23 protein-coding genes and 1 pseudogene are annotated in these 23,832 nt (G+C 48.1%); 7 read left to right on the forward strand and 17 right to left on the reverse strand.

Annotated elements, in window-relative coordinates; all coding sequences use genetic code 11:
* Positions 1-14: 14 nt before the first annotated feature.
* From EGV91_RS12545 to EGV91_RS12555, 3 genes are all read right to left on the reverse strand, one after another.
* On the reverse strand, positions 15-1,724 hold the full coding sequence (locus EGV91_RS12545; protein WP_135504246.1) for a GMC family oxidoreductase: 1,710 nt from the start codon (positions 1,722-1,724) through the stop codon (positions 15-17).
* 18 nt (positions 1,725-1,742) lie between these two features.
* Positions 1,743-2,489, reverse strand: a complete 747-nt coding sequence (locus tag EGV91_RS12550; RefSeq protein ID WP_135504248.1) for a gluconate 2-dehydrogenase subunit 3 family protein — start codon at positions 2,487-2,489, stop codon at positions 1,743-1,745.
* Between the two features lie 239 nt (positions 2,490-2,728).
* Positions 2,729-3,352, reverse strand: coding sequence for a 3D domain-containing protein (locus EGV91_RS12555; RefSeq protein WP_135504250.1), 624 nt, complete (start codon positions 3,350-3,352; stop codon positions 2,729-2,731).
* A gap of 387 nt (positions 3,353-3,739) precedes the next feature.
* Between EGV91_RS12555 and EGV91_RS12560 the strand changes: the two genes are divergently transcribed.
* Positions 3,740-5,239: a BCCT family transporter gene (locus EGV91_RS12560; RefSeq protein WP_135504251.1), complete on the forward strand. Its 1,500-nt coding sequence runs from the start codon at positions 3,740-3,742 to the stop codon at positions 5,237-5,239.
* Between the two features lie 32 nt (positions 5,240-5,271).
* Here EGV91_RS12560 and EGV91_RS12565 read toward each other — a convergent pair whose 3' ends face one another.
* Positions 5,272-6,261, reverse strand: coding sequence for an NAD(P)/FAD-dependent oxidoreductase (locus tag EGV91_RS12565; protein WP_135504253.1), 990 nt, complete (start codon positions 6,259-6,261; stop codon positions 5,272-5,274).
* Between the two features lie 394 nt (positions 6,262-6,655).
* On the opposite strand from EGV91_RS12565, the gene EGV91_RS12570 reads away from it, so the two are divergent.
* Entirely contained in the window at positions 6,656-7,096 is a 441-nt protein-coding gene (locus tag EGV91_RS12570) for a peptidylprolyl isomerase (protein ID WP_135504255.1), read from the forward strand.
* A 52-nt stretch (positions 7,097-7,148) separates the two neighbouring features.
* Here EGV91_RS12570 and EGV91_RS12575 read toward each other — a convergent pair whose 3' ends face one another.
* The 6 genes from EGV91_RS12575 to EGV91_RS12600 all read right to left on the reverse strand — a co-directional run bounded on the left by EGV91_RS12575 (position 7,149) and on the right by EGV91_RS12600 (position 12,209).
* Positions 7,149-7,958: a transporter substrate-binding domain-containing protein gene (locus tag EGV91_RS12575; protein ID WP_135504257.1), complete on the reverse strand. Its 810-nt coding sequence runs from the start codon at positions 7,956-7,958 to the stop codon at positions 7,149-7,151.
* Between the two features lie 252 nt (positions 7,959-8,210).
* Positions 8,211-8,939, reverse strand: coding sequence for an amino acid ABC transporter ATP-binding protein (locus tag EGV91_RS12580; protein WP_135504258.1), 729 nt, complete (start codon positions 8,937-8,939; stop codon positions 8,211-8,213).
* Positions 8,936-9,580, reverse strand: coding sequence for an amino acid ABC transporter permease (locus EGV91_RS12585; protein WP_135504260.1), 645 nt, complete (start codon positions 9,578-9,580; stop codon positions 8,936-8,938). Before EGV91_RS12585 ends, EGV91_RS12580 begins: the two co-directional genes overlap by 4 nt.
* Before the next feature lie 188 nt (positions 9,581-9,768).
* On the reverse strand, positions 9,769-10,554 hold the full coding sequence (locus EGV91_RS12590; protein ID WP_135504261.1) for a transporter substrate-binding domain-containing protein: 786 nt from the start codon (positions 10,552-10,554) through the stop codon (positions 9,769-9,771).
* Positions 10,555-10,662: 108 nt separating this feature from the next.
* Positions 10,663-11,763 (reverse strand): AI-2E family transporter, encoded by a 1,101-nt coding sequence (locus EGV91_RS12595; RefSeq protein ID WP_135504263.1) that lies wholly within the window; start codon positions 11,761-11,763, stop codon positions 10,663-10,665.
* 164 nt (positions 11,764-11,927) lie between these two features.
* On the reverse strand, positions 11,928-12,209 hold the full coding sequence (locus tag EGV91_RS12600) for a hypothetical protein (RefSeq protein ID WP_135504265.1): 282 nt from the start codon (positions 12,207-12,209) through the stop codon (positions 11,928-11,930).
* Between the two features lie 170 nt (positions 12,210-12,379).
* Here EGV91_RS12600 and EGV91_RS12605 point away from each other — a divergent pair, with 170 nt between their 5' ends.
* Together EGV91_RS12605 and EGV91_RS12610 are read left to right on the forward strand one after the other, a co-directional pair.
* Positions 12,380-13,240 carry a glycerophosphodiester phosphodiesterase family protein gene (locus EGV91_RS12605; protein ID WP_135504267.1) on the forward strand — a complete coding sequence of 287 codons (861 nt, stop codon included), beginning with the start codon at positions 12,380-12,382 and terminating at the stop codon, positions 13,238-13,240.
* A gap of 212 nt (positions 13,241-13,452) precedes the next feature.
* The gene (locus EGV91_RS12610; RefSeq protein ID WP_135504269.1) at positions 13,453-14,559 is read left to right on the forward strand and encodes an S-layer homology domain-containing protein; all 1,107 of its coding nucleotides are present in this window, start codon (positions 13,453-13,455) and stop codon (positions 14,557-14,559) included.
* A gap of 44 nt (positions 14,560-14,603) precedes the next feature.
* Here the strand turns inward: EGV91_RS12610 and EGV91_RS12615 are convergent, their stop codons facing one another.
* Together EGV91_RS12615 and EGV91_RS12620 are read right to left on the reverse strand one after the other, a co-directional pair.
* The gene (locus EGV91_RS12615; protein WP_135504271.1) at positions 14,604-15,050 is read right to left on the reverse strand and encodes a YaiI/YqxD family protein; all 447 of its coding nucleotides are present in this window, start codon (positions 15,048-15,050) and stop codon (positions 14,604-14,606) included.
* A complete protein-coding gene (locus EGV91_RS12620; protein WP_135504273.1) occupies positions 15,047-15,622 on the reverse strand; it encodes a DUF1836 domain-containing protein in 576 nt (191 codons plus the stop codon). Before EGV91_RS12620 ends, EGV91_RS12615 begins: the two co-directional genes overlap by 4 nt.
* Before the next feature lie 139 nt (positions 15,623-15,761).
* On the opposite strand from EGV91_RS12620, the gene trhA reads away from it, so the two are divergent.
* On the forward strand, positions 15,762-16,409 hold the full coding sequence (gene trhA / locus EGV91_RS12625) for a PAQR family membrane homeostasis protein TrhA (protein WP_135504275.1): 648 nt from the start codon (positions 15,762-15,764) through the stop codon (positions 16,407-16,409).
* 122 nt (positions 16,410-16,531) lie between these two features.
* Complete coding sequence (locus EGV91_RS12630; RefSeq protein ID WP_135504277.1) at positions 16,532-17,311, forward strand: 2-keto-4-pentenoate hydratase; 780 nt, start codon at positions 16,532-16,534, stop codon at positions 17,309-17,311.
* A gap of 78 nt (positions 17,312-17,389) precedes the next feature.
* On the opposite strand, the gene EGV91_RS12635 is transcribed toward EGV91_RS12630, so the two are convergent.
* The 4 genes from EGV91_RS12635 to EGV91_RS12650 all read right to left on the reverse strand — a co-directional run bounded on the left by EGV91_RS12635 (position 17,390) and on the right by EGV91_RS12650 (position 23,218).
* On the reverse strand, positions 17,390-18,658 hold the full coding sequence (locus EGV91_RS12635; RefSeq protein WP_135504279.1) for an acetyl-CoA hydrolase/transferase family protein: 1,269 nt from the start codon (positions 18,656-18,658) through the stop codon (positions 17,390-17,392).
* A 70-nt stretch (positions 18,659-18,728) separates the two neighbouring features.
* Positions 18,729-18,932: a hypothetical protein gene (locus EGV91_RS12640; RefSeq protein ID WP_135504281.1), complete on the reverse strand. Its 204-nt coding sequence runs from the start codon at positions 18,930-18,932 to the stop codon at positions 18,729-18,731.
* A 30-nt stretch (positions 18,933-18,962) separates the two neighbouring features.
* Entirely contained in the window at positions 18,963-22,055 is a 3,093-nt protein-coding gene (locus tag EGV91_RS12645) for an AAA family ATPase (protein ID WP_135504283.1), read from the reverse strand.
* Complete coding sequence (locus EGV91_RS12650) at positions 22,052-23,218, reverse strand: exonuclease SbcCD subunit D (protein WP_135504285.1); 1,167 nt, start codon at positions 23,216-23,218, stop codon at positions 22,052-22,054. Before EGV91_RS12650 ends, EGV91_RS12645 begins: the two co-directional genes overlap by 4 nt.
* 129 nt (positions 23,219-23,347) lie before the next feature.
* Here EGV91_RS12650 and EGV91_RS12655 point away from each other — a divergent pair, with 129 nt between their 5' ends.
* On the forward strand, positions 23,348-23,569 hold the full coding sequence (locus tag EGV91_RS12655; RefSeq protein ID WP_135504286.1) for a transcriptional regulator: 222 nt from the start codon (positions 23,348-23,350) through the stop codon (positions 23,567-23,569).
* Here the strand turns inward: EGV91_RS12655 and EGV91_RS12660 are convergent.
* Positions 23,558-23,832: pseudogene (locus tag EGV91_RS12660) on the reverse strand (hypothetical protein); the annotation flags it as partial. The gene EGV91_RS12655 and the pseudogene EGV91_RS12660 overlap by 12 nt on opposite strands.

A 23,832-nucleotide genomic window follows, 5' to 3' on the forward strand; every position in this document is an offset into this window, starting at 1 on the left:
GTTTCCTCCTTCATTTAAACGAGGGATCCCCCGTTTTTACTGTAATTGATGATACCTTCTGCACAACGGTATGCTAGCGCTCCGACAGTGCCTGTCGGGTTATAGCCGCCATTATGCGCAAAATTCCCTGCACCGACGACAAACAGATTCTCCATGTCCCAGTGCTGTAAATAATTATTGACGACGCTGTTCGCCGGGTCGGCTCCCATAATCGTGCCTCCGGTATTGTGCGTAGTCTGGTAAGGAACAATGTCGTAATCCGATATCGGATTGCCCCCGGCCACCGTTTTCGCGCCCATCTCCTGCATGATTCCAGCCGCTTTTTCCGATAAATAGGAATGCAGCGCGCGATCCTGATCGGTAAAATTATAAGTCAGCTGCAGCAACGGGACTCCATAGATATCTTTATAGGTGCCATCGAGCGACAAGTAATTTTCTTTATGCGGCATCGAAGCACCTTGTCCACCTACGTTCAAGGTCCGCGTGAAATTTTCAATGGATGCTTTTTTGAATTCCGCTCCCCATGAAGGGGTGTCCGGCGGAAGCGGATTGAACAGGATCGGCCGGCTGCCAGTCTGGGTAATCGACAGGCTGGCTCCATGGATAAACTCCAGATCTGCGTGATCGAAATTGTCTCCGTTGAAATCATCGACCGTCATGCCTAGAGCCCCGGCACCCATGAATGTGTTCATCTGTTCATCAAAGAAACCCGTTGCTCCAGGCAGGATCTGATATGCATAGTTTTTGCCGAGCGTGCCTCTGCCTGTATTTGGATCGTATTGTTCGCCAATTTGCGAAACCATCAGCAATTTCGCATTGTTAAGAATATAGCTGGTCAAGACTACGACTTCCGCCGGCTGGATGAATTCTTCGAAAGTGACGGTATCAATATAACGGACGCCGGTGACTTTATCGCCTTCTTTCATGATCTCCACCACATTTGCGTTGAACTTGATCTCATAATTCCCTGTTGCCCGTGCTGCAGGCACTACGGTGATTTCAGGCGAGGTCTTGGCGCCGTATTCGCAGCCGAAGCGTTCGCAGAATCCGCAGTATTGGCAGGCATTGATTTTTTGGCCGTCCGGATTTTCATACGGCTCTGAAAGGTTTGCCGACGGCATCATGAATGGCGAGTAGCCAAGATTGCTCGTCGCGGTCTCGAATTTCTTCAGAATCGCTGTCTTCTTCATCGGCGGCGTCGGATAATCGCTGGAGCGTTTGCCCCAGAATGGATTTTTATCCTCACCGGAGATGCCCGCTGTTTTCTCGAAGCGATCGAAATAAGGTTCCAATTCATCGTAAGTGATGCCCCAGTCCTGCAACAGGTAATCAGCTGATAATTTATTGCCGTATTTTTGTTCGGTCATTGTCTTGATTTGAAAATCATAAGGCAGAAAGCGCCAGTTTTGGCCATTCCAATGGGTTCCAGAACCGCCGAGCCCTTCGCCAAGCAGGAAAGAGCCCATCTGCCGCATCGGCAGCGCCCGCTGGTTTCTGTTATTGCGGAACGTAACGGTTTCTTTTGATAAATCCTGCATCAGTTCATAGCGCACCGCATACCGGTACTCATCGTGGACAATTGAAAAATCTTCTGTACCGCGCTCTCTCCCCCGTTCAAGACCTACTACTTTCAAGCCTTCTTTGGCGCATTCTGCAGCGATAATGCCACCTGTCCAACCCACGCCAACCGTAACGACATCGACTTTATCCAACGTTGTGACCATTGCAGTCCCCCCTTTACCTTAATTTTGCATCCCCAGTGAATGGGGCTCGATTTCAACAAAATCTTCGCTTTCAATATCATTGATATAAGCTGCTTGATGCCCTGGGAAACCTTTCATCTTCCAGCCTTCCATGTTCTGGTTTCCGCCGTAGATCGGGTCTGCATAGGCCCCTTCAAGCGTCGCCATCCGCAAGAGCCGGAAAAAGAATAGCGCGTTGACACCGCTCATCTGAATTTCGTCTTCCTGGAATGCCGTCAGGATTTCATCCATCTGGCCTCCTTCAAGATCAACGAAGTTCGCTTTGAAGCGTGATTGCGCCTCTTGTTGCATAATTTGCAAGCCTTGGCGGAACATTTCATTCCGCTTTAGCCGGCTTTGGTAGCCTTGTGTTGTTTCGCCTTCTAAAAACGGCCCCTGCATGTATTCCTTGGAGTTTTCTCCATACGCCCCGGCAAGCTGGCGATCGATAAAATAAGGAACCCCTAAACCGATGGCGCCCGGCCCTAAATCATCTTCCGGGAAAATACGTTCTGTCGCTTGCGCAAGAATTTGGAATTCCGCATCGTTTTTAAAGAACATCAATCCCCTTACGCCGCCTGCAGACCCGCCTTCACTTGTAGCGGGAGCTTCTCCCGGAGCAGCAGTGTTGTTGGCATTAGCGCCGATCAGCCCGCCGATAATGCCCCCGCCGATCAAGGCGCCGGCTGCAACCCCAGAAGTTTTCAAAAAGTCTCGCCTAGAATAATTCTTTGGTTCTTTCGCCATTTCCAGACCTCCTTATCGATTATAGATATACTATTCAGAATATTGCTTATCTCGTTATATGTAAAGCTTAAACCAAAATTTCTGGAAATTAATTGATAACTTTATTAAAAAAATACCCCTTGGCGCATCGCATTTCGGAGAACCGAACGGCATTTTGCTCTCTGATGAATTTCGCAAGGGGTATTTCAAGCATAAAAAAAGCCAAGGGAATGTTCACCTCGGCTGTATTGCTATAAATATTAGTCTAGAACTTTGATTGTGATGTTTTTACGGCCCCACTCAAGTGCTGCGCTTTGAGATGGAATGAATACATCGATCTTGTTGCCTTTAATCGCGCCGCCTGTGTCGCCTGCGATAGCAGTTCCGTATCCTTCAACCCAAACTTTAGAGCCTAATGGGATAACAGTAGGGTCTACGGCAATCACTTTTTGGTTCGGATTAGAACGCAAGTCTTGCCCTGTAGCAGTTGTTCCTGAGCATCCTGCGCAATATGCAGTGTAAGCCGTAGCTGAAACTGTCATTTCTTTGCCGGCTTGCTGAGTTGCTGGAGCAGGTGCTGCTTGTGCTGGAGCAGGTGCTGATGCTTGTACTGGTGCTGCTGTTTTAGCTGGTGCTGGTGCTGATGCTTGTTTAGGAGCTGCTTCGTTGCCAGCTTCCAATGTGAAATCTTGTCCTGGGAAGATTAAATCGGATGAAAGTCCGTTCCAACCCATCAATTGATCAACTGTTACGTTATTTTTTTGTGAGATACCCCAAAGAGTATCACCTGATTCTACTGTATACGATGAATGAGCGCTAGCTGTGCTCGCTGCGCCTACACTTAATGCTGCAATAGCAGTTAGTGTAACGATTTGCTTTTTCATAAATGAAATTCCTCCTTTTCACTAACAAATAGCATCATACCACCTGCGCATTTCAGAACGATGACAGAACATCGGATATAAAATATCAATTGCGTTACGTAAAAGTGATATATATTACAGTCTGTAATGAAACAGAAAATTCATTTCAGAAAAATATAGTTTAGGGGAGGGATGAAAGGGAACAATTAACTGTTTAAGGTTTTTATATAAGTTGAACTAAAGAAGGAACTTATCGAACACCACGTCGGATGCTTCGGGCATGGCTGCGCTGGATAAGCACTTCGAGAAATAAAAAAGCTTCCTGGTATCCGCTAGTTTATTTCTCCGTATCCATAACCGAAATCTTTGGTTCAACTTATATACATAAAATATAAAGGGGGAAGAAATATGAAAAAAGTGACAATCGTTTTCTGGGTTTCCCTTGCGCTTTGTCTAAGCTTTGTCTTTTGGGGTTATATAGCTCCCGAGGGCTTCAATGAAACAACCGGAAACCTGACAGCCGCTATTTCCGAAACATTCGGCTGGTATTACCTGGTCACCGTGTTCTTGATATTGGCGTTCTGCATTTATATGATTTTTTCCCGCTACGCAAACATCAAGCTCGGCAAGCCGGACGAGGAGCCTGAGTTTTCATTGCCATCGTGGTTTGCCATGCTGTTCAGCGCAGGAATGGGGATGGGGTTGGTGTTCTGGACGACTGCGGAGCCGATATCCCACGCGTTCATCAGCGCACCGCGCGCTGAAGTCGGCTCACCTGAAGCCGTTTCAGATGCGCTTCAGTTCTCTTTCTTCCATTGGGGCATCCACGCCTGGGCCGTTTATGGCATCGTGGCATTGGTGCTGGCCTATTTCAAATTCCATAACGGCGCGCCAGGCCTGATCAGCGCGACGTTGACGCCGTTGTTCGGGCATAAGGCGATGGCCGGAATCCCCGGCAAACTGGTTGACATCTTGGCTGTTTTCGCCACCGTCATCGGTGTCGCTTCGACGCTGGGATTCGGGACAGCCCAATTGAATGAAGGGCTGTCGTTCCTATTCGGCACACCGAATACGTTCGCATTCCAGCTCCTGATCCTCGGAATTTCAACAATCCTCTTCATCGGATCCGCGTGGTCCGGAATCGGGCGCGGCATTAAATACTTGAGCAACATCAATATGGTGCTCGCCGTCATCTTGCTGCTGATGATGCTGTTTGCAGGGCCGACGCTGTACATTCTCAACTCATTCACCGCAGGAATCGGCGGCTACATGACCAATTTCTTCGACATGAGTTTCAATCTGCAGCCGAATAACGAAGAACGGCGCGGCTGGCTCAACGCCTGGACGGTGTTTTATTGGGCTTGGTGGATTTCATGGGCGCCGTTTGTCGGCATTTTCATCGCCCGCATTTCAAGAGGCCGGACCATCAAGGAATTCATAGTCGGCGTATTATTCGTGCCCTCGTTGGTCTGCTTTATCTTTTTCGCTGTGTTCGGTGCATCGGCCTTGAACCTTGAGCAGAATAACATTGCCAAGATTTCCGAATATAGCCTGGAGACGGCCACGTTCGGCATGCTGCAGCATTACCCGCTCGGCACTTTGATGGCGTTCATCACATTATTCGTCATCGCCATCTTTTTCATTACATCTGCCGATTCAGCAACATTCGTGCTTGGCATGCAGACAACCGGAGGCATGCTGAATCCGCCTAACCTTGTGAAGATCACCTGGGGATTCATCCAATCTGCGGTTGCAGCAATCGTCCTTTACACAGGCGGCACCCAAGGGCTGCAGAACGCGCTCATTATCGCGGCGCTGCCCTTCTCGGTTGTCATCCTGCTTATGGGCGCTTCGTTCTTTAAAGTGATACAACAGGATCCGCTCATCAAAAAGCGCAACCGGACATAAAAAAAGAATCAGCCATCGCGGCTGATTCTTTTTTATTTAAATACGCTTGTGCTGTGGAGCGGCTGAATTTTCGATTTCGGATCCAGGTAAGCTTTTGCGTTGTTGATCGCTGTCGGTGCTTCGCCGAACCCTACGGCGATCAATTTCACTTTGCCTTCATACGTGGCAATATCGCCGGCTGCATAAATTCCCGGGATGCTTGTTTCCATTTTCGAGTTCACCACGACTGAGTTCTTCTCCATCTCCAGGCCCCATTCCTTGATTGGGCCGAGCGATGTAATATTGCCGTAGTTGACGATAACATGGTCAGCTTCGATGCGCTCTTCGTTGCCTTCTTTGTCAACAAGGACAAGTTCACGGAGCTCGCCGTTTTCGCCGATGAGTTCTTTTACGCCGTACGGTTTTTTGACATCCACTTTGGAAGCCAGCAATGTATCGATATTCGCTTCATGGGCAGTCATCTTTTCCCGACGGTGGCTTAACGTGACGTGTGACGCTACATCTTCAAGCATCATTGCCCAGTCGACTGCAGAATCTCCCCCACCCAAAACAACGACCTTCTTGCCGCTGAATAAAGTCAGGTCTCTTACACCGTAATGAAGAGTTTTGCCTTCAAACGGATCGGATCCGTCAACGCCGATTTTGCGGGGCTGGAAAGCGCCCACTCCAGCAGTCAGCAATACGGCCTTCGTGTAATGGACTTCTTTATCCGTTGAAATCGCAAAATAATCTTCTTCGAGCCGTTCCACGGTAGATACGGTTTCTTCCAAGCAAATAGCAGGATCGCCGTAATTCGCTTGAACCACCAGGCTGTCTACAAGGTCTTTGGCCAGTACTTTCGGGAACCCGCCGACATCATAAATGAATTTATCGGGATACAGCTCTGTCAGCTGCCCGCCAAGCTGAGGTAAACTGTCAATGATTTTCACTTTCATTTTGCGCATGCCGCCATAAAAGGAAGCAAACAGTCCGGTCGGACCGCCGCCGATAATCGTAATATCAAAAATTTCGCGTTCTTCCATGTATAACACTCCTAATCTGCTCAATAATTATATCCTATCATATTATGCCCTATTTCACGCAATCAGACTAATGATTGAAATTATGCCGGAATGCGTGTTTTATCACCACCACTCCGGCTCTTTTCACCTTTAACCGCCCCATATTCCGCTCTGCCGAGAGAACATTACAGAACTCAATCCGCATGTAAAACGCCGGAATAAAGTAAAGGGAGAAAACGGAAGGATTTGCAAAAGCGATTGTTTTTCGGCAGCTTTCGCAGCCACTTGCCTGGCAGGCTAATCTCTCATGAATGGCGGCGACTTGCTGAAATCTCTGTAATAGCCATATGATTATACAGACCGAGGAAAAATCGATATACTGAGGAATGTACAAATTGAAAAGGAGATGTTGTAAATGACGAAAAAAGGACATATCCACATGGAAAACGGCGAAGTAATCGAATTCGAACTTTTCCCGAACGAAGCACCAAACACAGTTAAAAACTTCGAGGATCTTGCAAACTCTGGTTTTTATAACGACGTAACGTTCCACCGCGTAATTCCTGGTTTTGTTTCCCAAGGCGGAGACCCTACTGGAACTGGCGCAGGCGGCAGCGGCAAGAACATCAAATGTGAAACTGAAGGAAACCCGCATAAGCACCAGGCAGGCAGCCTTTCAATGGCGCATGCCGGCAAAGATACAGGTTCTAGCCAATTCTTCATCGTCCATGCACCACAGCCGCATTTGGACGGCGTCCATACTGTTTTCGGCCAAGTGACTTCAGGTCTTGAAACAGCAAAAGCAATGAAAAACGGCGCGAAAATGACGAAAGTCCACGTCTTCGACGAAGAATAAAACAGGAAACCCGGTTTGGATATGAATCCAAACCGGGTTTTTTGATTGCTCTTCACTTCCCTTGGTTCTTGATGTATTTATTCACAATCTCGTCGTACGTGCCGTCATCCCGCAATAGCTGCAGCCCTTCATTAATCTGGCCCAGCAATTCATCATTTTGCCCTTTTAAGACTGCAATGCCGTATTTTTCATCGTTCAAGCGTTCGCCAACCGTTTTCAGTTCAAGGTCCCGTTTGGAAATTGCGTAAGCAATCACAGGGTAATCTTCGATAAAAGCATCTGCGTGCCCGTTTGCCAATTCCAGGAACATCGAAGGGCTATCCTCAAAATAAGCGACTCGATAACCGTACTTCTCACGGTTTTCACCGGCAAATTTCGAACCCGTCGTCCCGCTCTTAACGGCGATGATTTTCCCATCCAAATCTTCCAATGTTTCAATTTCACTATTGTCCTGCGACGTAACCAATGTCAATCCTGCATCAAAATAAGGCTCTGAGAAATCCAGAATCTCTTTTCGTTCATCCGTAATGCTCATTCCTGCAATAGCCAAATCAATCGTGCCTTCTTCCAATGCCGGAATAATCCCCACAAAATCCATTGGGCGGAATTGAATTTCAAACCCTTGGCTTTCCGCAATCGCTTTAATCAGCTCAACGTCAATTCCTTGGTATTCCCCGCCAACTTGAAATTCGAAAGGCGGATAACTGGTATCAATGCCCACCGTGTATACTCCTTGTTCTGCACTTCCGCTTTCGCCCTCACCTTCTCCTCCTTCTTCTTCAGATTCTCCGTTCTGCTGAGCGCACGCTCCTACGATAAGGATCAGTGTAAAAAAAAGCAGTAAAAAACTGAACTTTTTCATTTTTCTCACCTCTCATCGTACCATTATGTACCCTCTAAATTTAACACATTTATCTGATAATTAACACTTTTTTGATTAATTTACCTGAAAATTTATACTTGTGAAGCATTGCGCATTATACGCTCTATTGGCGGCCAAATACGCTCTGTAAAGGGATAAATACGCCCCATTGATGTAAAAATACGCCCCATAACAGCGAAAATACGCTTCGCGCTTCTCCAATAAAAAAACACGCCCCGCGAAGGGCGTGTTTTACAATACTTTGCTCAGGAACGCTTTTGTGCGTTCGTGCTGCGGGTTGCCGAATAATTCAGCTGGCACATTTTCTTCCACGATATAGCCGCCGTCAATGAACATGACGCGATCGCCCACTTCACGGGCAAAGCCCATTTCGTGCGTGACAATGACCATCGTCATCCCTTCAACCGCCAGCTGCTTCATAACATCCAGGACATCGCCGACCATTTCCGGGTCAAGCGCCGACGTCGGCTCGTCAAACAGCATGATTTTCGGGTCCATCGCAAGCGCACGGGCAATTGCGACGCGCTGCTTTTGGCCCCCTGACAATTCACCAGGATACGCATTCGCTTTTTCTCTCAAGCCGACTTTATCAAGCAATTCGTATGCTTTTTCGGTGATAGCTTTCTTGTCGCTTTTCTTCAGCTTCATCGGCGCCAGCGTGATATTTTCCAATACGCTTTTATGCGGGAACAGATTGAATTGCTGGAATACCATCCCGACATCTTGGCGGACTTTATTGATATCCACTTTGGGATTGGTGATATCGGTTCCTTCGATGTAGACATGGCCGCCTGTAATTTCTTCAAGGCGGTTCAAACAGCGGAGGAACGTACTTTTTCCGGAGCCGGAAGGGCCGATGACGCAGACCACTTCTTTTTCTTCAATCACTGTGCTCATATCTTTCAGCACTTCAATTTTTCCGAAGGACTTTTTGAGGTTTTCCACTCTGATCATAGTCATCGCAATACAAACTTCCTTTCTACAAAGCTCGCCAACATTGAAAGCAAGTAAATGACAATGAAGTAAATGACTCCAAGGGTCAAGTAAATCGTAAAGGCTTCAAAAGTCTGGCTGGCTTGAATGCGCCCTTCCTGCGTCAAATCGGCGATGCCGATAACCGACAGCAGCGAGGTGTCTTTCAATGAAATGATTGCCTGGTTCGTGATGGTCGGCAGCATGCGGCGGAAAGCCTGCGGCAAGATGATGTAACGCATATTTTGGGTGGCATTCAATCCAAGCGAACGCGCTGCTTCTGTCTGTCCTCTGTCAATCGACTGGATGCCGGCACGGATAATCTCCGAGAAATAAGCGCCGGCGTTGATGGCCACTGTGACAATCCCTGCCGTCGTATTGTCCATGGAGAAAAAGCCGAGTGAATTGAGTCCGAAATAAATGAAGAACAACTGGACGATAAACGGTGTTCCGCGTATCGCGTCAACGAAGAATTTCGCAATCCAGTTGAGGATTTTGAACGGGGCCAAGCGAAGCAAAGCCACGATCAATCCAATAATAAATCCAAGAATGATTGCAATTATGAATATATACAGCGTAACTTGCAATCCTTCCATCAAATACGGCATGGCATTCCTAATCGTATCCATTTCCACGTCTCCTTTGCATACAGCAAAACTTTAATCGGTAGAGGGTCGACTCACCTCAGCGGATTTCCAGCAATTTTCAATCGGATTTTGGCGGCGAAGCGACACCGCTTTTCAAAATCCACGCGGGCTTCGCCGTTAAAATCGGATAAAAAAATGCAGCGCGCTGCTGCGCGCCACATGTAAACCTTTTATTCGGCGATGTATTTATTAAGAATTTCATCGTATTCTCCGCTATCGCGAAGTTCTTGAAGACCCGTGTTGATTTTTTCAAGCAAATCAGCGTTTTCGCCTTTCAATACAGCAATTCCGTATTGATCGCCTGTCAAACGTTCGCCGACAGTTTTAAGGTCCAAGCCGCTTTCAGAAATCGCATAAGCGATAACCGGGTAATCTTCAAGAAGCACATCGGCATTGCCGTTTGAAACTTCTTGGAACATCGATGGGCTGTCTTCGAATTGAGATACAGTGTAGCCGTATTTCGATTCATTGTCCATAGCGAATTTCGAGCCTGTCGTACCACTCTTCACCGCTACTGTTTTGCCTTCTAAATCTTCCAATGACGTAATGTCAGTGTTGTCTTTGCTGACTACCAATGACAAGCCTGCGTCAAAGTACGGATCCGAGAAATCCACGACTTTTTTGCGCTCATCCGTGATGCTCATGCCGGCAATCGCGACATCCAATTGGTTCGCTTGAAGAGCCGGGATGATGCCGCCGAAATCCATTGGTTCGAATTCGATCGCAAATCCTTGGCTTTCTGAGATGGCATTGATCAAATCAATATCAATCCCTGTGTATTCTCCGCCTTCCTCAAATTCAAAAGGTGGATATGTTGTATCAATTCCTACTTTATAAGTCTTTTCTTCACTTGAGCCTTCCCCGCTGCCTGAGCCTTCAGATGAATCGTCTGAGCCACAAGCTGCTATAACCAGCATCGCTGCCAAAAGAACAAGCAATAAACTGAACTTCTTCATGTTGTTGGTGCCCCCTTTGTTTCATTTATTAAAATACTAGTTGTAGTATATCACAAAGTCTTTCTTATCAGAACCTTCCAAAGAAATTAAACAGCGCTATTTCTCTGACTATTCGCCGCTTGTCGCCTTCTGCGAAATCACACGCTTTCTCCGTAAACGGTTAAACAGGCGGAAATTATGGACAAGTGTTTTCAAAACGGCGTACAGCGGAATCGCAATCAGGATTCCGATAAAGCCGTATAGCGCCGCAGCAATCAGCAACAACAGAATGATGGTCAGGGGGTGAATGTTCAGCCGGCTGCCCATGATATTCGGCGTGATCAAGTTCCCTTCAATCTGCTGCACCGCGAGCAGGACCAAGATCACCTTGAACGCGGCAATCAGTGGATCTCCGCTCATCAAGGCGACAAACAGTGCCGGCACAACCCCGATGATCGGTCCCAAAAACGGCACAATCGTCAAAAGCATTGCAAAAATCGCCAGCAGCAGCGCATAATCCAATCCGATGATCAAATACCCGATGTACATGAGCGTCCCGACTGCCGCCGCGACAATCGCCTGGCTGACGATGTAATTCGACAAAGTTTCATCCATATCTTTCAACACTTTGCGCCCTTCGGGTTTGTGGTCTTCTGACACGTATTTCATCAAATGCGGCACAAGCTTGTCGTCGTCTTTTAAAAGAAAGAACAAGATGAACGGCACCACGATCATGACCACCGCAGCATTCATCAAAATGGCCAGGACATCCATAGCGTTCTTCATTAAGTTGTCGGAATACTTTTCAGCGTAGCCGAGCACGCTGCTTTTCAGCTCATAACCTGTAAATCCTGCAAATTTGAAGTTGGATACTGCGTTGTCGGATTCCTCCGTCATTTCTTCAACGGTTTTCGGTGCAAGCTCTGCCAGGCTTGCCACTTGTTCTTTGATAGTCGGGCCAAAGAAATACAAGACGGCAGATGCGATTAAAATGAATAGCGAAAAGACCGTAATAATGGCTGCAATTTTAGGAATAAAACGCATCAACAAATGCAAAAAAGGGCGAATCAGGTAATACAGCAGCCCAGCGATCAGAATCGGGGCGAAAATAGTGGTAAGCACCACTTGGAATGGCCAAATAGCGTAATCGATTTTTCCAAGGAAAAAAAGGATGACGACCACCAGCAATGTACCGGTGGCATATTCAAAAAAAGGTTTCTTAATCCACATGCTTTCTGTTCCTCTCTCTCCAGTAATGATTTTTCGCAGTACAGCGGATTGGCAAATATGCTTTCTTTTCCATAATAGCATTGCTGCAGCTTCGGCGAGCGAATAAAAAAGACCATAAAAAAAAGAGCGGAAGCATCATGTTTCCGCTTTCGCTCTTTGCGTGGTCAATTGTCTTCTTCTAACTCTTTCATTTCACGGTGGGTTTGAGGGAAGGCATTTGCCTGCCATTCTTCACGGTATGCCGAATCCAATTGCGATAGCCCTTTTTCAGCCGGATCTGTATCAGCGATGACACTTTCGCGCTTATCCACTTCCGAACTATTTCTCATATCGATGTCTTTCGGTACATTCAATTTGTTTCGTTCCTGAATTGCTCTAAAAGCGAAAATGCCGGCTCCAGCCGCAAGTGCACTCCCAATAACTGAATTCAATGTTGATTTTCTCATAATAAATCCCTCCAAATAGAATGCTGAATAACGTTTCTTCTTTTTTGTATACCCTGAAAACAACTTTTTAACTGTTTTTGCTGAAGAAAAATTTCGATGGGCAAATCGAGCGGACGTAGCAGCAAGCAAGAGGTATACTGATTTTAAATAGAATATAGGAGGGGAATTGAGTGAGCGAGTCGTTGAGATTTACCGATTACAATCAATTTCTTACTGCACTTTATCATAAAAATCACCCTTTCTTTGCGGCCGCCCACCGCGGCATGTGGGGAAAAGCGCCAGAGAATTCATTAGTTGCTTTCGCCAACTGCATCAAGCACCACGTCTATTTAATCGAAATGGACCTGCAGCAGACAAAAGATGGGCATTTGGTTATTATGCATGACGACACCGTCGATCGCACTACAGATGGAACCGGCAAGATTGCGGACATGACTTTAACCGAAGCCCGCCATTTGCGTTTGAAAGAAGGAGCCGGCGGCAAGCATGCGGCGCTCACAGAATGCCGGATCCCGACTATCTTTGAAGCGCTCTCGCTCGTGAAAGGCAAAGCGATGATCAACGCTGACAAGTCTTGGGACGACCGCTATGAGCTTTACGAGGCCCTCGAAGTAATGGATGCATTTGATCATGTGCTCCTTAAAAGCAGGCAGCCTGTCGATGAAGTCCTTGATTTTTTCCAATCCCGTGAAAAAGCGATCCATTATATGCACATCATTAGCGATGACAACCTCGATCAGCTGGATGAGCTATTCGAACGCTTTCCTCCTGTGGCCATTGAAATCCTTTTTCACAAAGATTCGGATCTGGTTCTCTCTGAACCTGTTCTGTCTAAAATGAGAAGCCGTGCTAATCTCTGGGTCAACTCATTGGACGACGGCGAGAATGCCGGCCATAATGACGCCTTGTCATTGATAGACCCCGAACGCGGGTGGGGATGGCATCTAGACCGCGGCATTAACATGATCCAGACCGATTATCCTGAAAAAGCGCTCGCATATGCGCAGCATCGATTTGCCGGCAAAAGCTGATTCCAGCTTTTGCCTTTCTTTCTTTCAGCGTTTGCCCGGCTAATAGCCCCACCGATGGGCCAGTAGTTCTATTTTGGCACCAATCCGCTTATAAGCGTATTTTCCCCTTAAAGATGTGAACAAATGATTAATTAATTATCAGAAAATACAGTTTATTGTTATATTTTTTCATTTTTTATGCTACAATTTTCTTAAATAAGGGAGGGGTTTTTATGAAAAGCATTCTGTCTTTTGCAGCGGCTATCGTCCTTGCAGTCAGTGTTTTTTCGGTTCCTGCCAAAGCGGTTGTAACATTCGACGACTTTTTCGCCACCGATCCATTTGCATTCGAAGTCATCTATCTGCACGAATTGGGAATCATCACCGGCTACCCTGATGGCACGTTCCGTCCCAATAATCCTGTCACACGCGCCGAAGCCATCACAATGGTCGGCCGTGCTTTGAAGCTTGACGGCACCAAAAGAGCCACTCCGTTCTCAGATGTCAGCCCATCGAGTTTCGCTTCGGGTTATATCGCTTCCGCAGCTGCTGAAGGAATCGTCATAGGCTTCCCAGGCATGACGTTCAAACCGGAAGATCCCGTGACGCGGGGCCAAACTGCCGTGATCTTAGACCGGGCGTTCTACTTTGCAGATGCTCCGGATAATACTTTTTCAGACGTCGATGGCGATCAGTATTATTTTGATGCAATTTCCCGCTTGGCATATGCGGGTGTAGCGAAAGGCTATCCGGATAATACTTTCAAACCTGATCTGAACGTCAGCCGCGTTCACTTTGCTGCATTTTTAGCGCGTACCGTCGAACCTTCTTTCATTCCCGAAAAACGTGAATTGCTGAATGATGCCAATGACATATTGGCGGATTTAAAGGCGAAAAACTTTGAAAGCGTGGCTGATTATGTCAGCGCAGATGAAGGCATCGTTTTTTGCCCTTATAGCGGCGGCTGCATGGGAGACGACAGCGGCGTATCCTTCACGAAAGCCGAAACCGCAAATTTCATGGAAGACAGCGAAGAGTATTTATGGGGCTACCAGGATGGAAGCGGCTTCCCGATTGAATTGACGCCGTCCCAATACTACGATGAGTACATGATGGATGCTGTTTACAATGAAAAAGAACGCTACGGCATCACCGAACAGCCAATGACGATGGAACAGATCCATGAACGTTTCCCTGATGCAACCATCGTCGAGTTCTATTATCCAGGCACCCAGCAATATGATTTCATGGATTGGCAGAACCTCAATATGGTCTTTGCCAAAGACAGCAGCGGTGAATGGCATTTGATCGCTATCGTCAATAACCGTTGGACCATTTAGCCAATCTAAAAAGGACACGGCGCGGTATGCGCCGTGTCCTTTTTTCATTTAATAGCCGATTGTTCGAGCAGTTGGATCAATGCATGTTCAAAATGATCATTATGTTCCTGCCTGCGCTTTTTAGGCCCCTTCATGCGCCCGCCGCTCTGCCGGATTTTTTTGGCTATGTGGCGCCCATGAAGAAGTTGGTCGATATTCTCATCGGAATAAATCCGGCCGTTCTGGTCGATTGGTATCCCTCTTTTAGCAAGAACCATCGCCGCTAAACCATAATCCTGTGTCACGACGATATCGCCTTTGTCGACTTTATTGACCAAAACGAAATCCACGGCATCGGCACCTTTTGAAACAGTGACCGTTTCTGCGCCTTCCCGCTGCATGATATGCGCAGTGTCGCAAATCAACAAAACCGGAAGCCCGAACCGCTTTGCTGCCGCTATTGTCAAATCCACGACCGGGCACCCGTCAGCGTCTATCAGCACTTTTGTCATTTGCCTTTCCTCCGCTCCGCCAATTCATCGACCATTTTTTCAGCTGCCCGGCGGTAAAGATTGCTGGTATGGACAAGCGATGCAATAAGCAATACTTCTTTCAGCTCATCCGCATCCTCCAGCCCTTCGGCTTGGCGTTCCGCTTCTTCCGATTGTTTGTGGAAAATACCTTTGAAAATCTCCACATTGCTTTGCTGAAGCTCCAGGAAGCTCGCATAAAAGCTTTCCAAATCCCATTCATGCTGCATGGCTTTTTCATTGACGCCATCCAACACTTTCTTAACATCGCTGATGGATAATACGCTTTTCATCTGGTAAATCAAGCTGATTAACATAATATGGTTACGTGAATATTTTTTATTTTGGATCGGATAAAATAATTTCCCTTTGGCGTAGTTATTGATCATCGTTTTGGTTAAGATTTTTTCTTCGCTATTCCGTTTGGCATCTGCGAAAATTTCTTCAAAAAGCTCGATCACTTGATCAATGTATAATTCGATTTTCGGTATATCGCCGGCCGACACCTGCTTTTCCAAAGCCAGGCTGTCCAGCCATTCTCCATTTTCCTTCATCCGCATTCACCTTCGCCGCTTTATTTGATACCGTCATTTTACCCTATCATTTCAAATTCTCCAAACTTGACCTCATAAATAAATAGATGTATCATTATAAGTAGTTTCGATAACTACTTAAAAAGAGGTGTATATTTAAATGCATACTTATATCCGTGAACCATTCAACGCCTTATCCCATTTAGCAGGAGCTGTACTATCTTTTATCGCTTTATTGATGATGGTCGTAAAAGCTTCTTATAACCAAGCTCCTCCCATCCACTTGGCCGCAGTGATGATTTTCGGCATCAGCCTGATCTGCCTTTACTCGGCATCCGCCATTTACCATAGCGTCAAGGCAAGTCCGCGATTCATCGCGTTTTTGAGAAAGCTGGATCATTCAATGATTTACGCCTTGATTGCAGGGTCATATGCGCCGTTTTGCCTCATCGCTTTAGAAGGTACGCTTGGCACTGTATTATTCGCATTGGTCGCGATTATCGGCTTGAGCGGCATTTTCTTTAAAATGGTGTGGTTCCATTCCCCGCGCTGGCTTTCAACCGTCCTCTACATCGCCATGGGTTGGATCATCGTGTTCGCAGTCGTGCCATTGGCTGGCCAATTGTCGCTTATCGGCTTGCTGCTGCTGGTAGCCGGCGGCGTCCTTTATACAATCGGCGGCGTCATCTATGCGCTGAAGCCGGAAATGTTTTCACATATGCGCCTCGGCTTTCATGAAATCTTCCACTTATTCATTTTAGCGGGCAGCTTGTGCCATTTCCTTGCCGTTTATTTTTATGTACTTTAATCATTCCCGCCCCTGTTCCGAGTTCTGGAACAGGGGCTTTTTTTGTCGAATTCCAGAAGGCAGTTACACGATAATAAATTCAGTGTTATGATAATTCAAACGTTTCGGAAGGGGCAATCACGATGACAGACTTATCAGCAGCAGATGAAAAAACTGCAGAGAAATTATTTCAAGCTTACGTACATAAGCAGCAAATCGATAAAGAGCAAATTCCTGCGTCGTTGGACAAACAGCAGGCATACGGCATCCAGCGTGCGCTGACGGCGAAGAAAATCCATACCGCCGGAGAAGAGCTGAAAGGCTATAAAGTGAGTTTGACCAGCCCTGAAACACAAAAGCTGTTCAATTCGACCACACCGCTTTATGGTGCGTTGATGTCTTCTGCATTGTCAGACGGCATTATCGAATTGGCAGGGATGTCTTCACCCTTAATTGAAATTGAATTGATTTTCATCGCCCAGGAAGATCTCTCCCCCGCCGACAGCATCGCTGACATTCTTCAAAAGACCATTGTCTCTCCTGGAATCGAAGTGCCGGATTCACGTTTCGATGACTGGTTTCCCAAAATCACGCTTGGCCAAGTGATTGCGGACAGTGCTGTCGCCGGAAAAATCGTATCCGGTGCGCCGGTCTCTTCTGTCAGTTATGAGAGGTTGGAAGATATCCAAGGCGTGCTCCGTTTCAACGGCGAGGAAATTGCGTCCAATAGCTCAACTGCTGTACTGGGGCATCCCGCGTTGGCATTGAAATGGCTTGTTGATGAGCTGGCTCAGCACGGCCATACACTAAAAAAAGGGATGTACGTGTCGTCCGGAACTTTCGTCTCCCCAAGAAAATTGGAAAGAGGCTATTATACCGCAAGCTATGAAGGCATCGGCGAAGTGGCTTTGGAGGTTATTTGATAAGCAAGTGTGTGGTGGCCGTTTGAAGATCAACTTTAAAACCCCCTTTTCCTCAGCGAGGAAAAGGGGGTTGTTTCTTTAAATAAGGATGCCCTGCTTTTTGGCGTCAAATGTAAGTTCATCGCGAAAATCCGGATGCGCAATGCTGATCAGGCGTTTCGCCCGTTCGGAAATCGATACACCGTGCAGGCGTGCGATGCCGTGTTCGGTCACGATATTATCAACATCATTTTTCCCGGTCGTCACGACTGAGCCTGGCGCCAGCTGAAGCTTGATGCGGGAAATGGTATTGTTCTTGGCCGTCGACTGCATGCAGATATAGCCTTTGCCATTTTCCGCAAAACGCACGCCGCGGGCAAAATCGATTTGGCCGCCGCTTGACGAATAATACTTGCCGCCGACCGTTTCCGAGGCACATTGCCCGAAAAGGTCCACTTCGGTTGTCGCATTGATGGAAACGATGTTCTTCTCTTTTGCGATTTCCCGCGGATCGTTGACAACACTGACCGGCAAAAACTCCACAACCGGGTTGTCATCGATGAAATCGTATAATTTTTTCGAGCCGTATGCGAAAGTAGCAACAATTTTGCCGGTATGGGTAAATTTCCGCGTGCCGTCGACCGCCCCTGATTTAACGAGATCGACGATGCCGTCGGGCAGCATTTCCGTATGGATGCCCAGATGGCGATGGTCTTTCAGCATGCTGATGACCGCATTCGGCACCGAACCGATGCCGATCTGCAGCGTATCGCCATTCTGGATGTCTTCAATAACTGATGCCGCAATCAGCAAGTCTTTGTCGCCGACCGCAGGCGTATTTTCTTCAGCCAGCGGTTCGTTGTGTTCAATGAAACCGGCAATTTGGCTGATATGAATCTGGTTGCGCCCGTAAGTTCTCGGCATGTGCTCATTGACTTCCAAAACAAACGGCACTTTGCCGACAAATTCAGCAACGTAGTCTGCCTGCGTACCGAACGTGAAGTAGCCGTGTTCATCCATAGGCGATGCCACTGTCATGATCATCGACATTTTCGTCACTTTTTGCAGCATGCGCGGAACTTCGTGGAAATTATTCGGCACCAGCTCCATTTTCGCCTGCTGGTACACTTTCCGGGTAGCGCCGCTCAGGAAATACGACACATGCTTCAATTGTTCAAACTCACCGTTGATATAGCGGCGGCTGCGCAAAGCCAGCATCTGATGGATTTTCACGCCTTGTAATTCGGTTGCGTGGTCCTCCAAAATGTCGAGCAGGCGGACCGGTTCGCCGTTGGCAATCGGCACGATGATATCTGCGCCCGGTTCGATCAAACGGATCAGTTCTTCGTGGGTTAATTTTTTTGTCATGGCTTTTCACTCCTGCTTTTACAGATATCTTTTCACTTTACCACAGCTTCCCAGCGTTGCCCATGAAACTTTAGCGGCCTTTTCTCGCGATGCTGTAGACGAATCCGCCAATGCCGAATGCTGCCAGGATGCCCCATACAATAAGAAGCATCGCTTCCCAAGTGCTTTGCCCGCCGTTTTGATAAGCATAAAATTGCAGAGCAAAAAAAGCGGCGCTGACCAACGCAATCACGCCGAAATAAATCAACCGCGCTTTCAAACTCCATTTTTTCATATCGCTCGCCCCTTCCATTCATGGATGCTGTTATTTGATGACAAAGTTTGTCCGGCTGAAGCCTTCTTTCGATTTATGCACTTCCAAAATCGCCGGGATTGCAGCTTTCAGTTCCTGAACGTGTGAAATAACGCCGATGATGCGGCCAGATTTCTGGAGGTCGATCAATGTGTCGATGGCTTTATTCAAAGATTCTTCATCGAGCGACCCGAATCCTTCATCGATGAACATCGTGTCAATCGAGACATTGCCCTGGAAACTCTGAATGACGTCTGCCATGCCGAGCGCCAAGCATAACGATGCGTTAAACTTCTCGCCACCTGACAAGGTTTTGACGTCCCGAGTCTGGCCCGTATACGCATCGTAAACATCCAGGCCAAGGCCGCTTTGTTTGCCGCGCGCCTCCTGCCGGTCGCTGCGCATCAGGTAAAACTGGCCGTTCGACAGGTTTTTCAAACGCTCGTTTGCAGATTGGATGATCTGCTCCAGATACTCAATCTGCAAATAGCGTTCAAATGAGATTTTCAGGCTGTTCTGGCCGCGGATCATATCATGCAGGTCGGTGATGCGGTTCAATTGCTGCTCCAGCTCTGCCGCTTGGCCAGAAGCCTGAATGATTTTCGCAGTTAATCCGCTCGCTGCCGCTTTCAAGTCTTTGGTTTGGTTCCATTCGCCAAGCGCCGCTTCGTATTCCGCTTGTAATTGGCCAATTTCAAGTTCCAAAAGGCTGAGATCTGATTTAGCCTTGCCTGAAAGTTCTTCCCGCAGCTCTTCGGCCTGCTGTTTAGCAGTATGGAGCGCCTGCCTGAATTGCTGGGTCGAACGCTGCAATTCCCCGCGGGCCGCTTCCGGCATTCTCGCCCGTTGATAAGCTTCTTCAGACTCAAACTCGGATTTTTGCAGGGCGCCGCGGTATTGCTCCAATGCCTTATCTTTTTTGGCAACAGCCTCTGCTGCCGCTTCGCTTCTATGGACAACCGCAACAGCAGCAGCGGCAATCCGTTCTTTCGCAAGCTGCAAGCCTTTTTGCGCATCTTCCCAAATGCGCTCAAGCTGTTCTTTCCGATCTTTCATGCGTCTGATCTTCTCGTTCAATACCGCCATCGTCCGGACTTCCTCCGGAATCGATAAGAGGCGCTGTTCAAAGACCGCCTGAGCTGTTTCAAAAGCGGAAGCCTGCAGCTGCGCCTTCTGTGACAGCACTGTTTTGGCCGTTTCCAAGCCATCCACTTTTTGGGTCTTCACTGCCAGCCGCTCTTTCAGCGTCCGCAGCTGCTGTTTATCCAAAAGCAGCCTTTTGACTTCGCTGTCCAATTCACGCCGCTTTTGTTCCAGTTCGGTGTGCAGCTCTTGCGCTCGTTCAGCTGCCAATCCCAGCTCCTTTACTGCCGTGCGTTTTTGAACCATTTGCTCTTCTGTGGCATTCATTTTCGCCAAGGCATCGCGGTATTGCCCGTCCACCACATCCAGCTTCGCCTTCGCTCCGTCCAAACGGGCTTTCGGAACTTCTTCGTGGTGTCCGCCGTTTTCTTTGGCAGGATGTTCGGTGCTGCCGCATACCGGACAGGCTTCTCCGTCATGCAGAGCAGCCGCCAGCACTTGTGCCTGATTGCCGAACCAGCTCGCTTCAAGCGCTTTATATTCTTCCAAAGCCGCATTGTAAGCAGCTTGTTTCCCATTGTTTTCCGTGATGTGGCGCAGCTGCATTTTTTCGAGCGCCGTCAACTCCATCAATACACGGCATTGCTCATTCAGTACAGAAAGCGCAGTTTGCTTATCATCGAAAGTTTCAAGCTTCGCTTCAAGCAAGGCGATTTCCGTTGCCAATTCTTTGCACGCTTCCCTTTCGGCGAGCCATGCTGCTTCGGCTGATTTCTCATCCACCGCTGACTTTTTGGCAGCGCCTTCCATTTCCGCCAGTTCCTTTTGCTTGGATGCCAGCTCCTGAACCGCCGGCAATAAACTCTCCAGCTGCATGAGCTGGCGCCGCACTTCATTGCGCGTGCCTTCCTGCTCCAGCTCCTGCGCAAATGCCGTTTCTGCTGATGCCAAAGCATTCGCTGCCTGCTGTTCCGCTTTTTGCGCATCGGTGAATAACCTGTTTTTTTCGCTTTCGCTTTGCTGCAGCTCTTTGAACTGATTTTCCAGCCCTTCGATCAGGCTGGCGCGCTCCGCTTTTTGCACAGCGCGCTCTTGTTCTTCAATAGAAGAGAGCTGTCCATTCAGCTGCCCGAAGCGCCGTTCTTTCTCTTCCAGCTCGCCAATCCGGTCATTCCACTTTTTCGCTTCGTAATAAGTGGAATGTTTTTCGCCATGCTGCTTAAACACCGCTCCGTAGCGCTGCTCATCCAGAAGTTCTTTTTCGCTGTAATAAACCGTTTCGCTGTCCAGCGCATCCAGCACTTGATGGATGTTGATGTGATCGCGCTGAATCAGCTCGAACAAGTCGCTTTCCCGAACCGGCAGCACAGAAGCGATGCCGCTGATATGGTTTTTGAGCATCCGCTCTTCGACGCCATAAGCTTCTGCCGCTGCGTCTTTTTTCCTTTTCAATCGTTCGCTGATCATCTTATACGGCTCGGTCTTGAAAATTTTGCGCAGGATTTCTTCTTTATTGTCCGTTTCCGAAGTCAAAAGCTTCCTGAATTCCCCTTGCGGCAGCATGACAATTTGGCTGAACTGATTTTGCGTCAGACCCAGGAGTTCTTCCACTTTGCGGTCGATTTCAGAGACGATTTGCCGCTCGACACATGGAACTTCCCCGCTCTCAGTGATTTCAAAGAATTCATAGCGGTCGCCAGTTGCGCTTTTATTGCCCGCTTTGACATGGCTCATCTGGCGCAGGATGCGATACGTTTTCCGGTGTATCTCAAACTCCATTTCCACGCTCGTGTGGGTGTTGCCGTCAGCGAAATCACTGCGTAAATTGCGCGGTTCAGCGCGGTCGGAACCGCTCGCGGAACCGTAAAGCGCGAAACTGATGGCATCGAAAATCGTCGTCTTGCCGGAGCCGGTACTGCCGGAAATGACGAATAGCTGATTGCCCTTCAAATCGGCAAAATCAATCGTTTCGCTCCCTTTATAAGGGCCGAATGCGGTCATTTTCAATTTTAAGGGCTTCATTTTTTCACCTCCGCTTTGACGCCGTCTTCTTCGTGAAGAAATTCTTCGAGCACTTCTTTGAAAATCGCTTCCGTCGCTTCGGCTGCCGTTTCACCTTTCACTTCTTCGTAAAAAGCATGGAACAATTTCAGCGGATCCATCTCACGGCGCGAACCGCTGTCGCTTTGGCACCCTGCGCCCCCGGCCAGCTTCCGTTCGACATGCATCGCATTCGGGTAGACCGAACGGATTTTTTCCATCGGGTAAAGGATCGGCGTTTCATCCAGCAGCTTGACGAAGACATAATCTTCGTTGACGTCATGGCGCAGCAAATCTTCCATAAAGGCTTCGACCGTGCGCATGTCGCGCTTCGGCAGCAGCAAGTGTTTTTCAGTAGTGACATTTCCGTCGCCGTCGATGTCGACCACGAGGAAGCCTTTTTGGTGGCGTTCTTCCGAGATCGAATATTTCAGCGGAGATCCCGCGTAGCGGATTGTTTCATTCAGCACATGATGCGCCTGATGCAGATGGCCGAGCGCGGTGTAGTGGAATGCCGCGAAATGGCGGGCTTCGATATGCTCCGCTCCGCCGATCGATAAAGGCCGTTCTGAATCGCTGGTATTTTCCTGCTCCTCGCCATGCGGCGTCACGAAGGCGTGGCCGACCGCAATGTGGCGCGCAGTGGGATCAAGCGATTGTGCGATGTTCTGTGTCAACGCTTCCGCCGCATCGTTGTGTGAACGGATGTCCGGATTTTCCAATGCGTAGCGCACTTGGGACGGATCAGCATATGGCAATAAATGAATATGGACTTCACCGAACTCATCTTCGATCACGGCCGGCGAATGGTCTTTTGCCACATGGCCCGCGATATGGATGCCATTTTTGCGAAAGACGCGGCTGCCGAAATTCAGGCGCCCCGGGCTGTCGTGGTTTCCGGCGACTGCAAAGACCGGCGTGTCCAATTCGAGGACAATTTTCGCAAGCGTTTCGTCGAGCAGGTTGACCGCTTCAGTCGGTGGCACCGCCCGGTCGTATAAATCACCTGCGATGATGACGCAATCCGGCCGCTGTTCTTCAACCGCGGCGATAAATTGCTCCAAGATAAAACGCTGGTCTTCTGTCATGTAAACCCCTTGGACCAGCTTGCCGAGATGCCAGTCGGCAGTGTGGAAAAATTTCATGTTCAAGCTCCTCTCTTTGTGCCGAAAAGAATATATGTTCGTTCCATTATACACGAAATCAATTTGCTTGTTTGCACCGCATTTATGTTCTATAATAAGAACAAACGTTCTATTAAGGGGTGAAATCCAATGCGTGCGCAGATTTTAAAGGCATTCAAACATCAGCAGCTTGCAGACATCATGTACATGGCCAACGACGGAACCATCAGCAAACGACGGATCAAAGTGTTGAAAGTCAGCGGTGAATCGTTTCAAGCTTATTGCTTCCTGCGGAATGAAAAACGGACGTTCAAAATAGACAACGTCTTGTCGCTGATTCCGGTAACGCGCAAGGAACGCTTAATCATCTGATGGATGCCAGCGCGCCATTGCGCCTGTTTCCAACTCGTAATCCCCGGCCACCCTGAGATGGCCGGGGGTTTTTCTGTGATTTCGGAGAATACGCTCCATTAATGATGAAATACGCTCTGCAACGGGCGAAATACGCTCTACAAACCTTAAAATACGCCCCGGCATTTCCCTGGCCTCCATTAAATACCACAGCATTTCATGCAGCTCGATCATCACCGGCAAAGTGCTGAACATCATTGCGCAATTTCCGGATGGCTTATCCA

Origin of the sequence: Planococcus koreensis, from assembly GCF_004761975.1 — a bacterium.
In the GTDB taxonomy this organism is placed as follows: domain Bacteria; phylum Bacillota; class Bacilli; order Bacillales_A; family Planococcaceae; genus Planococcus; species Planococcus koreensis.

What these genes read in the sequence shown, in the direction of transcription:
- EGV91_RS12635 (WP_135504279.1), bottom strand. Translation starts at nt 18,658, where the DNA reads ATGACAAAAAAATTAACCCACGAAGAACTGATCCGTTTGATCGAACCG.
- EGV91_RS12630 (WP_135504277.1), top strand. Translation starts at nt 16,532, where the DNA reads ATGACAGACTTATCAGCAGCAGATGAAAAAACTGCAGAGAAATTATTT.
- EGV91_RS12650 (WP_135504285.1), bottom strand. Translation starts at nt 23,218, where the DNA reads ATGAAATTTTTCCACACTGCCGACTGGCATCTCGGCAAGCTGGTCCAA.
- EGV91_RS12585 (WP_135504260.1), bottom strand. Translation starts at nt 9,580, where the DNA reads ATGGATACGATTAGGAATGCCATGCCGTATTTGATGGAAGGATTGCAA.
- EGV91_RS12595 (WP_135504263.1), bottom strand. Translation starts at nt 11,763, where the DNA reads ATGTGGATTAAGAAACCTTTTTTTGAATATGCCACCGGTACATTGCTG.
- EGV91_RS12620 (WP_135504273.1), bottom strand. Translation starts at nt 15,622, where the DNA reads ATGAAGGAAAATGGAGAATGGCTGGACAGCCTGGCTTTGGAAAAGCAG.
- EGV91_RS12610 (WP_135504269.1), top strand. Translation starts at nt 13,453, where the DNA reads ATGAAAAGCATTCTGTCTTTTGCAGCGGCTATCGTCCTTGCAGTCAGT.
- EGV91_RS12555 (WP_135504250.1), bottom strand. Translation starts at nt 3,352, where the DNA reads ATGAAAAAGCAAATCGTTACACTAACTGCTATTGCAGCATTAAGTGTA.
- EGV91_RS12545 (WP_135504246.1), bottom strand. Translation starts at nt 1,724, where the DNA reads ATGGTCACAACGTTGGATAAAGTCGATGTCGTTACGGTTGGCGTGGGT.
- EGV91_RS12580 (WP_135504258.1), bottom strand. Translation starts at nt 8,939, where the DNA reads ATGACTATGATCAGAGTGGAAAACCTCAAAAAGTCCTTCGGAAAAATT.
- EGV91_RS12560 (WP_135504251.1), top strand. Translation starts at nt 3,740, where the DNA reads ATGAAAAAAGTGACAATCGTTTTCTGGGTTTCCCTTGCGCTTTGTCTA.
- EGV91_RS12640 (WP_135504281.1), bottom strand. Translation starts at nt 18,932, where the DNA reads ATGAAAAAATGGAGTTTGAAAGCGCGGTTGATTTATTTCGGCGTGATT.
- EGV91_RS12645 (WP_135504283.1), bottom strand. Translation starts at nt 22,055, where the DNA reads ATGAAGCCCTTAAAATTGAAAATGACCGCATTCGGCCCTTATAAAGGG.
- EGV91_RS12550 (WP_135504248.1), bottom strand. Translation starts at nt 2,489, where the DNA reads ATGGCGAAAGAACCAAAGAATTATTCTAGGCGAGACTTTTTGAAAACT.
- EGV91_RS12590 (WP_135504261.1), bottom strand. Translation starts at nt 10,554, where the DNA reads ATGAAGAAGTTCAGTTTATTGCTTGTTCTTTTGGCAGCGATGCTGGTT.
- EGV91_RS12565 (WP_135504253.1), bottom strand. Translation starts at nt 6,261, where the DNA reads ATGGAAGAACGCGAAATTTTTGATATTACGATTATCGGCGGCGGTCCG.
- EGV91_RS12615 (WP_135504271.1), bottom strand. Translation starts at nt 15,050, where the DNA reads ATGACAAAAGTGCTGATAGACGCTGACGGGTGCCCGGTCGTGGATTTG.
- EGV91_RS12655 (WP_135504286.1), top strand. Translation starts at nt 23,348, where the DNA reads ATGCGTGCGCAGATTTTAAAGGCATTCAAACATCAGCAGCTTGCAGAC.
- EGV91_RS12570 (WP_135504255.1), top strand. Translation starts at nt 6,656, where the DNA reads ATGACGAAAAAAGGACATATCCACATGGAAAACGGCGAAGTAATCGAA.
- trhA (WP_135504275.1), top strand. Translation starts at nt 15,762, where the DNA reads ATGCATACTTATATCCGTGAACCATTCAACGCCTTATCCCATTTAGCA.
- EGV91_RS12600 (WP_135504265.1), bottom strand. Translation starts at nt 12,209, where the DNA reads ATGAGAAAATCAACATTGAATTCAGTTATTGGGAGTGCACTTGCGGCT.
- EGV91_RS12575 (WP_135504257.1), bottom strand. Translation starts at nt 7,958, where the DNA reads ATGAAAAAGTTCAGTTTTTTACTGCTTTTTTTTACACTGATCCTTATC.